Origin of the sequence: Bacillus sp. z60-11 (genome assembly GCF_046464135.1) — a bacterium.
In the GTDB taxonomy this organism is placed as follows: domain Bacteria; phylum Bacillota; class Bacilli; order Bacillales; family Bacillaceae; genus Bacillus; species Bacillus sonorensis_A.
This window is the reverse complement of sequence record NZ_JBIYSN010000002.1, coordinates 442,387-455,427: the sequence shown is the minus strand read 5'-3', so window position 1 is coordinate 455,427 and position 13,041 is coordinate 442,387. Positions and strand designations below refer to the sequence as shown.

The following is a 13,041-nucleotide window of genomic DNA, read 5'->3' as shown; positions in this document are numbered from 1 at the left end:
AAGCGAACGAAAAAAGGAAAGGAGCAAACATCATGATTTCAGTCATTATCAGTGGACATGGACATTTTCCCACAGCATTAAAAGAGTCTTCAGGCATGATATTCGGTGAAGAAGACAACCTCATGGCGGTGCCGTTTTTGAAAGGTGAAGGCATCCAAACATTGCAAGAAAAATATAAAGAGACGCTGAAGGGCATTCCCGAGGAACATGAAGTTCTGTTTTTGGTGGATATTTTTGGAGGGACGCCATATAACGCGGCCACCCCTTACATCGTCAGCGACCGAAGAATCGATATGGCCGCCGGCGTCAACCTGCCGATTCTGTTGGAAGCCTTAAGCTTGAGAGGACATATGCCGCTGAAAGAGCTGCTCGGCAATTTGAAAAAGATGAGTCAAGAAACCTTTCAAGTGTGCAGTGAACATTTAGAAAAAGTAAAAATCTCCCATCAAGAAAGAGAGGATGAATTATTATGAAGATTGTACTTGCAAGAATTGACGACCGCTTCATTCACGGCCAGGTGCTAACAAGGTGGATTAAAATTCATGCCGCCGACCGCATCATCATCGTCTCAGATGAGATTGCGGCTGATGAAATGAGAAAAACGCTGATCCTTTCTGTGGCGCCTTCTAATGTAAAAGCGAGCGCCGTCTCGATTTCGAAGATGGCCAAAGCGTTTCACAGTCCGCGCTATCAGGATACAACAGCGATGCTTTTATTTGAAAAACCGGGTGATATCGTGTCCCTCGTTGAAGCAGGTGTACCAATCGAGACAGTCAATGTCGGCGGCATGCGCTTTGAGAATAACCGCAGGCAAATAACAAAATCGGTCAGTGTTACAGAAAAAGATATCGAGGCGTTTGAAGCACTGCATGAAATGGGTGTGAAACTGGAGCTGCGGCAGCTTCCTTCCGATAACAGTGAAGATTTTATGCAGCTTTTAAGAAACGCCGCAAAATAAAAGGAGGATGAAACAAGATGACGACCATACAAATCGTTTTGTTGCTGATCATCGCAGCCATTACAGGCATAGGCAGCGTGCTGGACGAGGGGCAGACGCACCGTCCGCTGATTGCCTGCACATTGGTCGGCTTGGTGCTCGGTGATTTAAAGACGGGAATCATTCTCGGTGGAACACTTGAGCTGATGGCGCTCGGCTGGATGAATGTCGGTCTTGCCATGGCGCCGGATACAGCGATCGCCTCTGTGATTTCAACGATTTTAGTCATTACCGCTGATCAGGGAATCGGTGAAGGCATTGCCGTGGCTGTCGCACTCGCCGCTGCAGGGCAGGCGCTGACCATTTTTGTCCGCACAATCACCGTCTTTCTCATTCATCGCGCTGACAAATATGCGAAAGACGGGAATTTTAAAGGAATCGAAATCATGCACATCACCGCGATGGTCTTTCAAGCGCTGCGGGTCATGATCCCGACTTTGATTGTGGCATTGATCAGCGTCAGCGCCGTTCAGGCCTTCTTGGGAAATATACCTGAAGTCATCACAAAAGGTTTGCAGGTAGGCGGGGGAATTATCGTTGTCGTCGGGTATGCCATGGTCATCAATATGATGAACATCCCTTATTTAAAGCCATTTTTCTATATCGGATTTTTACTGGCAGCATTTACAGATTTCAACCTGGTTGGGTTTGGCGCACTGGGGCTTTGTCTGGCGCTCTTATATCAGCAGGTCATGCAAAAAAACACCGCGCATGGCGCAGTCGCCGCTGCCAGCGACAGCAGTGTGGCTGTCTATGATGACGACGATGATGATCTCGATGCCTAAATCATAAGGAGGGATGAAGATGGATACAGAAAAAAGATTAACGAAAAGAGAAATTTTCAGCATGTTTATACGTTCCAATTTTTTGCTGGGATCATTTAACTTTGAGCGTGTTCAGGCCATGGGGTATTGCTATGTCATGATTCCGGCGATTAAAAAGCTTTACGGCCCGGGAGCGAAAAGAAGTGAAGCGCTCCAGCGCCACCTGGAATGGTTCAACACGCATCCATGGCTGACAGCGCCCATTTTCGGCGTCACAGCCGCCATGGAAGAAGAAATGGCCAACAATAAAGGAATTGACGCCAAAGCGATCAGCGGAATGAAAATCGGATTAATGGGACCTTTGGCCGGTGTGGGCGACCCTATTTTCTGGGGAACATTGCGCCCGGTACTGGCGGCTTTAGGGGCATCGCTCGCTTTAGGCGGGAACATCGCCGGTCCTTTGCTGTTTTTCTTCTTAATCAATGCGATTCGATTAAGCACGAAGTATTACGGTTTAAAATACGGTTATGTAAAAGGAATGGAAATTCTGCAAGACTTGGTCGGAAACCGCATTCAAAAGTTGACGGAAGGCGCCACCATCCTCGGCTTGTTTGTCATGGGAGCCCTCGTCTCCAAGTGGACCACCATCAACATCCCGGTCGTGGTGTCAAGAATTAAGGATGAGTCAGGCAAAGTCGATGTTCAAACGGTGCAAAATGTGTTAGACAGCATCATGCCGGGAGCTCTCCCTTTGGGATTGACATTGTTCGTGGCCTGGATGCTGCGCAAAGGTGTGAATCCTCTGTTGATTATATTGGGTATTTTTGTAATTGGGATTCTCGGCTATTGGGCTGGATTTTTGAAGTAGGGAGAAAGTCAGCCGCGAAATGGAAGCGGGCTGTGCGGCCGTAGACATTCTTGGCCGTTTAGCAGCTGTTGGACAATAATCATAGTAGCTTAGCTGCAGCAGGAAGCGGCGGTAAGGTGTTAAAAAGGAAAAAGAGAGGAGCAAAAAAGTGAAAAAGGCATGTATGCAAGTTGGAATCATTTTGATGATGATGTGGTTGTCAGCCCTTCCTGTTTCTGCAGCCGACCCGGGCTACTATGATGAAAAGCATCGGCCAAAGTACCATTTCACACCTGAAGCCAACTGGATGAACGATCCAAACGGAATGGTTTATTATAAAGGGGAATACCATCTGTTCTATCAATATCATCCATACGGCCTCAAATGGGGGCCGATGCACTGGGGTCATGCGGTAAGCAAAGATTTAGTCTCATGGGAACACCTTCCGGTTGCGCTCGAACCGGATGATAAAGGGACGATTTTTTCCGGAAGCGCCGTGGTAGATTGGCATAATACAAGCGGTTTTCAAACAGGTGCAGAGAAGCCGCTTGTCGCCATTTACACACAAGATCGGGGTGGCGTTCAAGTGCAAAGCATTGCCTACAGCAATGACAAAGGCAGAACATGGACGAAATACGCAGGCAACCCTGTTATTCCAAACCCGGGCAAAAAAGACTTTCGCGATCCGAAAGTGTTTTGGCATGAAAAGACAAACAAGTGGGTGATGGTGCTTGCCGCCGGAGATCGCATCTTGATGTACACATCGCCCGATTTGAAGGAATGGGCTTATGCAAGTCAATTTGGCCACGGGCAGGGGAGCCATGGAGGAGTATGGGAATGTCCGGATTTATTTGAGCTTCCTGTGGAAGGCCGTCCAAATCAAAAAAAATGGGTCATGCAAGTCAGTGTTGGAAACGGATCGGTTTCAGGAGGATCAGGCATGCAGTACTTCGTTGGCAGCTTTGATGGAACGACCTTTAAGAATGAAAATCCGCCGGAACAGGTCCTTTGGACAGATTACGGTAAAGACTTCTATGCGGCTGTTACTTGGTCAGACATCCCGTCTTCAGACGGACGGCGGCTTTGGTTAGGATGGATGAGCAACTGGCAATATGCCAACGATGTGCCGACATCCCCGTGGAGAGGGGCCATGACCCTTCCAAGACAGCTAAAATTGAAAGCGCTTTCCGAGGGATTCAGAGTCGTTCAAACCCCAGTCGCGGAGCTTCAATCAATCCGGGGAGCGTCACAAGAGTGGAGACACAAGATGATTTCACCGCGAAGCAGGAATTTGCTGGCCGGTTTTTCAGGGGATGCCTATGAAATCAATGCTGAATTTCAAATATTGTCGGGGATGACGTCCGAATTCGGTTTTAAGGTGCGAAAAAAAGGAGATCAATATACAAAAATCGGTTATGATTCAAACAGCGCCGGTCTGTTCGTTGACCGGAGCCGTTCAGGAAACATATCCTTCAATCCGAGCTTTAACAATGGGAAGCATATGGCGCCAATGCGTCCGATTGATGGAAAGGTGAAGATGCGCATTTTTGTGGACCGCTCGTCAGTCGAAGTCTTTGGAAACGATGGACGGCGGGTGATCACCGATATCATTCTCCCTGATCCATCCAGCAAAGGTCTTGAGCTGTATGCGTCAAACGGTTTAGTCAAGCTAAACTCGCTTACGATCCAACCTCTGCAAAACATATGGAGGTCGTCACCCTTCAAGTCCAATTTAACCGGCTGGACGACTGTCAACGGCGTGTGGGCCGACACAATAGATGGAAAACAAGGGCGCTCTGACGGTGATTCTTTCATTGTATCTTCAAAATCGGGAACAGACTTCACATACGAATCCGATATCACGATAAAGGATGGAAATGGAAGAGGGGCGGGGGCTCTTGTGTTTCGGGCTGACCAAGATGTCAAAAACGGCTATCTTGCCAATGTTGACGCCAAACATGACGTCGTTAAATTTTTTAAGTTTGTAGACGGAAACGCTACAATCATCGCCGAATATAAAACACCGATCGATATCAATCAAACCTATCATCTTAAAACGGTGGCTAACGGTACCCGCTTTAACATCTATTTAGATGGCCGCTTAGTGATCGATGCCAATGACTCAACTTTTTCCAGCGGCTTACTTGGTTTAAACGTGTGGGAGGCGACGGCATTCTTTCAAAATGTTTACGTCAATCAATGAAAAAAAGGCTGGAATCAACATTCCAGCCTTTTTTTAAATGACGCTGCGGACCAATCCGCCATCCGCCCGCAATGCGGCACCATTGATCGCCGAGGAAAGCGGGCTGCTTAAAAACGCGACAAAGTGTGCGATTTCTTCCGGACGAATCAGCCTCTGGATAATCGATGTCGGCCGGTTTTCTCTCATAAAACGCTGTTCCGCTTCTTCTGCGGTCAGGTTTTCGCCCGGATAGAGAGAATGCAGCATCGTTTCAACGCCCTCAGTTAAGGTTGAGCCCGGCATAACGGTATTGACCGTCACATTTGTGCCCGATGTAAGCTCTGCCAGGCTCCGGGAAATGGAGAGCTGCATCGTTTTCGTCGCACTGTAATGCGCCATTTCCTGTGATGGCATCACCGCGGCTTCGCTTGCAATAAAAATGACCCGGCCTTCCTTTTTCTCGATCATCTTCTGTAAATACCTGCGCGAGAGCCTTACCCCGCTCATGATATTCACCTCGAAAAAGCGAAACCATTCCTCATCCGGTATCTCAAAGAAATCCGCCGGCTCAAAAATCCCCAAATTATTCACCAAAATGTCAACTTGAGGGAATGCGGCAAACAAGTCTTGGCATCCGTTTTCGGTCCCAAGATCAAAAGCCGCCGGATAAAGAACAGCCTCAGGATACCGCGCTTTCAATTCGTCTATCGTTTCTATGACTTTCTCTTCCCGGCGCCCATTGATGACGACAGCCGCCCCTTCTTCCGTGAGTGAAGCGGCAATGGCTTTGCCGATCCCTGATGTGGACCCGGTCACCAATGCCGTTTTTCTTTGTAAATCAAGTTTCATCATCCATCCCTCCGTTTTCTTTATAACCATCTATACCCATTATCAAACAGAAGAGTCAAAAAAAGAAGTGCGCACTTTTAAGTCACATAGGTACTTTTTAGTGCCTTTTAGCACATTGTTTCTATCTGTTTTTGTGTCATATAACAAATGATTGACAACGCTTTCATAACGAACTAAACTTAGTTTAACGAATAAACAAAGTTGGGCGATCACTGTCCAGAACAAAAAATGAAAGGAGGCTTGCCGTGTTTGGAGGAGAAATCCGCTGAATTGCAGCGCGATTGTTTGAAAGCTTGTGATGGGGACAAACCTTGAGTGGTTAGTAGATATCAAAAAGCGTCTGCTTTTAGGGGGGAAAGAATATGGCTGGTGAACATGTTAAAACAATCAGTATGTTTGAGAAATCTGCCTACGCCTCTGGAGATCTGGCATGTAATTTGATTTACACGACCGTTTCAACGTATCTTTTATTTTTCTATACCGATGTGTACGGTTTATCAGCAGCGGCTGCCGGCACGATGTTTTTAGTTGTGCGAATGATTGATGCGCTTGCCGATCCTTTTATCGGAACAATCGTAGACAGAACAAATAGTAAATTTGGGCGTTTTAGACCGTATTTGCTGTTTGGTGCGTTTCCTCTTTCTGTACTTGCCATCCTCTGTTTCACAACACCGGACTTTTCCCATATGGGCAAATTAGTCTACGCTTACGTGACGTATGTCGGCTTATCGCTTACATACACGACGATAAATGTGCCATACGGTGCGTTAACTTCCGCAATGACGAGAAATCATCAAGAGGTCGTCAGCATCACATCTGTTCGGATGGTCTTTGCCAATCTCGGCGGACTGATCGTATCTTTTTTCGTTCCATTATTATCTGCTTATTTAGGTGATACAACCGGAAACAAAGCTCTTGGCTGGCAGCTGACGATGAGCATGTTAAGCATCATTGGCGCCTGTTTGTTAATCTTTTGTTTTAAAAGTACAAAAGAGAGGGTCACCCTGAAAAATCCGGATGAGAAAATCAAATTTTCTGATATTTTTGAGCAATTCCGGGTGAATCGGCCATTGGTTGTACTGAGCATTTTCTTCATTATTATCTTTGGCGTCAACTCGATCAGCAATTCTGTCGGAATCTATTACATGACATACAATGTTGGCAGAGAAGACCTTGTGAAATGGTATGGCTTGCTGGGAAGTCTTCCTGCATTGGCCGTTCTGCCGTTTATACCGCGAATCAATCAATGGCTGGGAAAGAGAAAGCTGTTAAATGCCGCTTTATTATTAAATATCATTGGACTTTTAGCCATTCTCATTATTCCGCCAAGCAATGTGTTTCTGGTGCTCTTCTTTCGTGTCATTGCCGCAGTAGGAAGTGTTACAGCAGGGGGATATATGTGGGCGCTTATTCCGGAAACGATCGAATACGGCGAATATCGGACAGGAAAACGCTTGGGCGGATTGATTTATGCGATTATCGGCTTTTTCTTTAAGTTCGGCATGGCACTCGGCGGAATCGTTCCGGGACTGATACTGGACAAGTTCGGCTATGTTGCCGGTCAAGTTCAATCTCCTGAAGCATTGACAGGGATATTAATCACGACAACTGTCGTCCCTGTTATATTCCTGATCATAGCGATGATCGACATTAATTTTTATCATTTAAACGAAGAAAAATATGCCAAAGTCGTACGTGAATTAGAGAATAGAGATAAAGTTGACTTGGACATTTAAGGTAGCTTAGCACTTTCAAGATGAGGAGGAATGAAGATGAAAATTAGCAATCCGGTACTGAAAGGCTTCAATCCCGATCCGAGCATCTGCAGAGTCGGTGAGGATTATTATATAGCTGTATCCACCTTTGAATGGTTTCCGGGGGTGCAAATCCATCATTCAAAAGATCTGGTGAATTGGCGTTTGGTTGCCCGTCCATTGCAGCGGATTTCGCAATTGGATATGAAAGGAAATCCCGACTCAGGCGGGGTATGGGCGCCTTGTTTAAGCTACAGCGAGGGCAAGTTTTGGCTCGTATATACGGATGTAAAGGTTGTCGATGGAGCATGGAAAGACTGCCGTAACTACTTGGTCACTTGTGAAACCGTTGACGGTGATTGGGGGGAACCCATCACATTAAATCGTTCCGGCTTTGATGCTTCTTTGTTCCATGATACGGACGGAAGAAAATATTTATTAAATATGCTGTGGGACCATCGAACAGACCGCCATTCATTTGGGGGCATTGTGATGCAGGAATATTCGGAAAAGGAAAAAAGGCTGATCAAACATCCGACAATCATTTTTAAAGGTACAGATATCAAACTGACTGAAGCACCGCACCTTTATCATATCGGGGATTATTACTATTTATTAACGGCGGAAGGCGGAACACGGTTCGAGCACGCAGCCACGATTGCCCGCTCAAAAAACATTGAAGGGCCGTACGAAGTTCACCCTGATAACCCAATTTTAACGTCTTGGCACGCTCCGCAACATCCATTGCAAAAATGCGGACATGCATCAATTGTGCAAACACATACAGGTGAGTGGTATTTGGCTCATTTGACAGGGCGTCCGATTCACCCGGATGACGATTCGGTGATTCACCAAAGAGGATATTGTCCTCTGGGAAGAGAAACAGCGATTCAAAAGTTGGCATGGAAAGACGGATGGCCTTATGTGGTCGGGGGAAAAGAAGGGAGCCTTGAGGTGGAAGCGCCCCGTATTTGTGAAACAAAGTTTCCATCGACATACCCGCAAATTGATCAATTTGAAGATTCAACATTAAATATCAACTTTCAGACATTACGGATTCCATTTACGAAAGAATTAGGCTCACTAACGGAAAGGCCGAACCATTTACGCTTATTCGGCCAGGACTCATTAACATCCACATTTACCCAGTCGTTTGTGGCAAGGCGCTGGCAAAGCCTCCATTTTGTTGCGGAAACGGCCGTTGAATTCCACCCCGATACCTTTCAGCAAGCAGCCGGATTGGTGAATTACTACAACACCGAGAATTGGACGGCTCTGCAAATCACGTATGATGAAAACCTTGGGCGCATTCTGGATGTAACGGTATGTGATAACTTTTCGTTTTCACAGCCGCTAAAAGATAAAATTGTTATCCCCGGCGAAACAGAATATGTTTATTTAAGGGTAAATGTAGAATATGAGACGTATCATTACTCGTATTCTTTTAACAAAGAAGACTGGCATAAAATTGAGCTCATGTTAGAGTCTAAAAAGTTATCAGACGATTATATCCGAGGAGGGGGATTCTTCACAGGAGCTTTTGTAGGCATACAGTGCCAGGATACAAGCGGAGCGTGTAAACATGCCGACTTTTCCTATTTTATGTATAAAGAGCTTTAAATTTTAAGTGTTCAATAGAAGAGGCCGTGATCATACCACGGCCTAAAATGCCTTGTGATATAGCGGCGCATTTATTTAAAATCAACCCATGCTGACTCAAGTTCAGCCGAACGCACGCAATTTTCCATCCAGCGTATGCCTTCAATGTGAGGGTATATCACGTTTTTAACGTTTCTTCATTTCCGCGGTTTTTCTTCGTGTACGGATTTTAAGATATCGAAGCTCATTCTTTCATCATATCTAAAAGTTGTAAGGAAGAACCGGCATTTGAAAATACTTTGCTGCACTTTTCGAATGTTGGATATAGATAGCATAATCTACCATTGTGGTTTATAATGCTAATAAAGGATTAAATTAACAATGTTTTACGGGAAAAGGAGGCTTGCAGGAATGGTTTCAAAAAATGAGGAAAGCTCCGCTATTTTATCGGAACAACACTTATCGTCGGCGGCATTTAAAGATGAGGCGTATGAGTTCTACAAAGAATTGCGCGTTTCCCGTCCTCTTTATCCTGTATCTTTGGGGGATCTGGGGGAAGGCTGGCTCATGACAAGGTATGATGATGCAATACGTCTATTAAAGGATGCAAAATTAAAGAAAAACTATGAAAATGTATTCACCGAGGAAGAAGAGAACCGCCCCATTCTCTCGGAAAATGAAGAAGCCTTGACAAAGCATATGCTGAACTCAGATCCTCCTGATCACAGCCGCTTGAGGACCCTTGTTCAAAAAGCATTTACTCCCCGGATGATTTTGCAGCTTGAAGACAGAATCCAACATATCGCTGATTCTTTACTGGATGAAGTATATCCCACCCATTCTATGAACCTTCTAGACGATTTCGCTTTCCCTCTGCCGATTATCGTGATCAGTGAAATGCTTGGCATTCCCCTTGAAGATCGACAAAAATTCAGGGTTTGGTCGGAAGCGATTATTGAGTTTCCAGATACCCCTGAAAGCATGGAGGAAAACAATCAGAAAATAGGAGAATTCGCAAAATACCTGGAATATTTAGTTCATAAAAAAAGAGATGAGCCTGCAGAAGATTTAATCAGTGCATTAATTGAGGCGGAAAGTGAAGGAACAACATTAAGCACAGAAGAGCTGTACTCGACGATTATGCTGCTTATCGTTGCAGGTCATGAAACGACCGTAAACCTGATTACCAATATGATATATGCCTTGCTGAGTCACCCTGACCAATTGGAGAAGCTTCTCCTCAATCCAGACTTGATGGATTCAGCGATAGAAGAGGCGTTACGATTCCACAGCCCTGTTGAATTAACGACCTTGCGCTGGGCGGCTGAACCGTTTACATTACACGGACAGGAAATCAAAAGAAAAGATGTGATCATCATTTCATTGGCATCGGCAAACCGCGACGAACAAGTATTCCAGAATGCCGAAATGTTTGATATTGCAAGAAAGAACAATCGCCATATTGCCTTTGGCCACGGCAGCCACTTTTGCCTCGGCGCACCGCTTGCCCGCTTGGAAGCAAAGATAGGCATTTCAACATTATTGCGCCGCTGCCCAAATCTACAGATAAATGGCGAAAGGGAACAGATCAAATGGAAAGGGAACTTTTTGATGCGAGCTTTAGAAGAACTGCCATTGCGTTTCTAATCATGTCGTGCTATCCATCTGAAGGAAGGGAATCCTGAGTCTTTCACTTTTTGATGGATTCATTTCCGAAAAGGAGGCTTTGCTGAAAAAGCGGATGTAAGGGTATTGGGTTCGCTGCCATTTTTTGAATAGGGGTATGCCTCTGATGGTCCAAATACCGGCGGAAAGAGGAGGTTGGAGTTTGAAGCGCTCTTTCGGAACGATAAACGGGAAAGTATCTTAAAAGAAAAAGAGGGTTGGAAAGGAATGAACCGTGCTTGCCCGCCGTCTTAATATTGATCATTCCTGCTGTCCAAGCGGACAGCAGGAAATCAGAGATGAGCTATTTTACTTGAACAGTCAGTGAAACAGCTTGATTTTTCATAAAGTCTTCAGTCGTTACATCACCAAAGTTTAACTTGATTTCTTTTACTTGATCAATATCAAGCTCTTTTCCTTCCGGCACTGTAAATTCAAGAACGCCATCTTGTTTAACCCCGCCTTGGACTTCTCCACCAACATCACCGTCAGTTAAAAACATGTTGGCTGACAATTGCATATCTCCAACTACTGCGTTTCCTTGATCAGGATAAAAGTTTAATACTTTATCAGTCGTATTTTCAATGTTGATGCCGACATTAATTTTGTCTTTCATGATTTTAATATCACCTAAGTTAACTTTCATTCCTAAAGCTTCAGTCTTTTGGCTGCTGGCATCAATCTTTTTTGAATCATCATCTTTCTTTTCTTCTGTCTTCTTATCTTTTGAATCATCTGCCCCAGTTGATACATCATCAGTTGAGCCACAGGCAGCTAATGCCATAGCTAAACCAAGCGATAAGAATAAGACTAAAAATTTTTTCATGATCATGTCCCCCTATGTTATTTTATACGTCTTTTATCATAGGTTAAAATTCATGTTTTTTCAACAGTGATTTACCATTTTTGTTAAAGATTTCAGTTCTTTTTGCTTATGTACTTTAGAAGGGAAATAGCAATTAGATTCACTTGTATTATTGGTGTTCTTCCAAAAATCAAATTATGATGATTGCTATAAATCGCAGATTAAGGAGCCGGAGAAGACCTTTATCCTATGACGCAAACTAGTACTTTTAGCATATCGCAGTAGGGGTGCTAACAGAAAAAATTTTGTTCGCCAGGAAATGAAGTGCTTGGTCTTGTGGTAGAATTTGTGTGAAAAACAGAACAAATCTGTATCTTTAAGCAGGAAATTAAAATATAATAAAAACAACTTCAGAAGTAGTTTTTATTATAAAAATGGAGCATCATACGCCTAATTCGGCATCAGAGCAGATAGATCAAAGCTTGAAAAAGTGTTTTCTTATCGGTGTCATCGGTGATAAAAAAGGATATGCATTTGAGAAACCTTAGAAGCAAAACAAGCATGGCATTTTAAGTGAAACACCCAATGAGATTTGAGAAATTGATCGGAATATGAGTCCACCGTCGGAAAGCTTGAAAACGCTGAAGAAGAAAGGTGTGTAAATTTGAGAAACATCATCAAATGGACAGCATTTACAGCATTAGTCATTCTATGTATCAGCTTCATCGCATGTAATGCAGACAAAAACGCAAAAAATATTCAATATGCAAAGGACGAAAAACAAACACTGGATATTTATACACCGAAGACCGACGAAAATGAAAAACATCCCGTTCTCATCTACATTCACGGCGGGGGATGGACAGGCGGGGACAAGAGCGGGGCTGCTTCCAAGCCGGCGTTTTTTACAGAAAACGGCTATGTTTTCGTGTCTTTAAACTATCGGCTTCATCCTGATGCTCAGTATGATGATATGGCCTATGATGTTGCCCAAGCCATCAAATGGGTGGTGAATCATGCAGATGAGTATCAAATCGACCAATCGAAAATCAATGTGATGGGACATTCGGCAGGAGGGCACTTAACGGGCTTAATCGCCGCAGATGCTAAATATTTAAACAGTGTAGGCCTAAAACCGGCATCACTCAAGTCGATTGTGATATTAGACGGGCCTTTGAATCTGAAGTCATTCATCGGAGCGATCCCGTCCTACAAAAAGGTGTTTGGCTCTGATGAAAAGGTGTGGACAGAAGCATCACCGCTCACCTACATCAACCATTCCAATCTGCCGCCGGCCTATTTAGTTACCCGATGGGAAGATCCTGCTGTTTACAAATTTGCAGAAATCGCAAACCATGCGAAAGGGTCTGATTTTGTTTACCGAGTCAAGAACTTATCTCACAGCAATTTAAATAAAATGCTCGGTTCTCCGGATGCACCGACAGAAGCACAGGATTTGACAAAAGCTGTTATGGCGTTTTTAAAGGAGAAAAACAAATAAGTTGATTTGTAAAGTGCTGAAGCGGCACAAGCTTTCTTATAAAAAAGCCCTCAAAAGGGTTTTTTTTAAATTAAATCG

The 13,041-nt window shown here is 44.4% G+C and carries 11 protein-coding genes and 1 pseudogene; 9 read left to right on the top strand and 3 right to left on the bottom strand.

Annotated elements, in window-relative coordinates:
• Positions 1-32 precede the first annotated feature (32 nt).
• From ACINLD_RS09140 to ACINLD_RS09120, 5 genes are all read left to right on the top strand, one after another.
• Complete coding sequence (locus ACINLD_RS09140) at positions 33-473, top strand: mannose/fructose/sorbose PTS transporter subunit IIA (protein ID WP_077736352.1); 441 nt, start codon at positions 33-35, stop codon at positions 471-473.
• Positions 470-958 carry a PTS system mannose/fructose/N-acetylgalactosamine-transporter subunit IIB gene (locus ACINLD_RS09135; RefSeq protein ID WP_026588019.1) on the top strand — a complete coding sequence of 163 codons (489 nt, stop codon included), beginning with the start codon at positions 470-472 and terminating at the stop codon, positions 956-958. Before ACINLD_RS09140 ends, ACINLD_RS09135 begins: the two co-directional genes overlap by 4 nt.
• 17 nt (positions 959-975) lie before the next feature.
• The gene (gene levF, locus ACINLD_RS09130) at positions 976-1,782 is read left to right on the top strand and encodes a PTS fructose transporter subunit IIC (protein ID WP_026588018.1); all 807 of its coding nucleotides are present in this window, start codon (positions 976-978) and stop codon (positions 1,780-1,782) included.
• A 19-nt stretch (positions 1,783-1,801) separates the two neighbouring features.
• Positions 1,802-2,629: a PTS fructose transporter subunit IID gene (levG, locus tag ACINLD_RS09125; RefSeq protein ID WP_026588017.1), complete on the top strand. Its 828-nt coding sequence runs from the start codon at positions 1,802-1,804 to the stop codon at positions 2,627-2,629.
• Positions 2,630-2,777: 148 nt separating this feature from the next.
• Positions 2,778-4,811 (top strand): GH32 C-terminal domain-containing protein, encoded by a 2,034-nt coding sequence (locus tag ACINLD_RS09120; RefSeq protein ID WP_409444593.1) that lies wholly within the window; start codon positions 2,778-2,780, stop codon positions 4,809-4,811.
• Between the two features lie 33 nt (positions 4,812-4,844).
• On the opposite strand, the gene ACINLD_RS09115 is transcribed toward ACINLD_RS09120, so the two are convergent.
• On the bottom strand, positions 4,845-5,639 hold the full coding sequence (locus ACINLD_RS09115) for an SDR family NAD(P)-dependent oxidoreductase (RefSeq protein ID WP_026588015.1): 795 nt from the start codon (positions 5,637-5,639) through the stop codon (positions 4,845-4,847).
• A 362-nt stretch (positions 5,640-6,001) separates the two neighbouring features.
• On the opposite strand from ACINLD_RS09115, the gene ACINLD_RS09110 reads away from it, so the two are divergent.
• Positions 6,002-7,375, top strand: a complete 1,374-nt coding sequence (locus ACINLD_RS09110; RefSeq protein ID WP_026588014.1) for an MFS transporter — start codon at positions 6,002-6,004, stop codon at positions 7,373-7,375.
• A 36-nt stretch (positions 7,376-7,411) separates the two neighbouring features.
• On the top strand, positions 7,412-9,013 hold the full coding sequence (gene xynB / locus ACINLD_RS09105) for a xylan 1,4-beta-xylosidase (RefSeq protein ID WP_409444594.1): 1,602 nt from the start codon (positions 7,412-7,414) through the stop codon (positions 9,011-9,013).
• A 71-nt stretch (positions 9,014-9,084) separates the two neighbouring features.
• On the opposite strand, the pseudogene ACINLD_RS09100 reads toward xynB, so the two are convergent.
• Positions 9,085-9,206 (bottom strand): annotated as a pseudogene (locus ACINLD_RS09100) (gfo/Idh/MocA family oxidoreductase); the annotation flags it as partial.
• Between the two features lie 197 nt (positions 9,207-9,403).
• On the opposite strand from ACINLD_RS09100, the gene ACINLD_RS09095 reads away from it, so the two are divergent.
• On the top strand, positions 9,404-10,639 hold the full coding sequence (locus ACINLD_RS09095) for a cytochrome P450 family protein (RefSeq protein ID WP_409444595.1): 1,236 nt from the start codon (positions 9,404-9,406) through the stop codon (positions 10,637-10,639).
• A gap of 322 nt (positions 10,640-10,961) precedes the next feature.
• Here the strand turns inward: ACINLD_RS09095 and ACINLD_RS09090 are convergent, their stop codons facing one another.
• Complete coding sequence (locus ACINLD_RS09090) at positions 10,962-11,483, bottom strand: hypothetical protein (protein ID WP_077736356.1); 522 nt, start codon at positions 11,481-11,483, stop codon at positions 10,962-10,964.
• 643 nt (positions 11,484-12,126) lie between these two features.
• Here ACINLD_RS09090 and ACINLD_RS09085 point away from each other — a divergent pair.
• Positions 12,127-12,963, top strand: a complete 837-nt coding sequence (locus ACINLD_RS09085) for an alpha/beta hydrolase (protein WP_026588010.1) — start codon at positions 12,127-12,129, stop codon at positions 12,961-12,963.
• The last annotated feature ends 78 nt before the right edge of the window (positions 12,964-13,041 follow it).

Bases quoted from the DNA above. Each gene is read 5' to 3' on its own strand.
- ACINLD_RS09140 (WP_077736352.1), top strand. From the start codon at position 33: ATGATTTCAGTCATTATCAGTGGACATGGACATTTTCCCACAGCATTA.
- ACINLD_RS09135 (WP_026588019.1), top strand. From the start codon at position 470: ATGAAGATTGTACTTGCAAGAATTGACGACCGCTTCATTCACGGCCAG.
- levF (WP_026588018.1), top strand. From the start codon at position 976: ATGACGACCATACAAATCGTTTTGTTGCTGATCATCGCAGCCATTACA.
- levG (WP_026588017.1), top strand. From the start codon at position 1,802: ATGGATACAGAAAAAAGATTAACGAAAAGAGAAATTTTCAGCATGTTT.
- ACINLD_RS09115 (WP_026588015.1), bottom strand. From the start codon at position 5,639: ATGAAACTTGATTTACAAAGAAAAACGGCATTGGTGACCGGGTCCACA.
- ACINLD_RS09110 (WP_026588014.1), top strand. From the start codon at position 6,002: ATGGCTGGTGAACATGTTAAAACAATCAGTATGTTTGAGAAATCTGCC.
- xynB (WP_409444594.1), top strand. From the start codon at position 7,412: ATGAAAATTAGCAATCCGGTACTGAAAGGCTTCAATCCCGATCCGAGC.
- ACINLD_RS09095 (WP_409444595.1), top strand. From the start codon at position 9,404: ATGGTTTCAAAAAATGAGGAAAGCTCCGCTATTTTATCGGAACAACAC.
- ACINLD_RS09090 (WP_077736356.1), bottom strand. From the start codon at position 11,483: ATGAAAAAATTTTTAGTCTTATTCTTATCGCTTGGTTTAGCTATGGCA.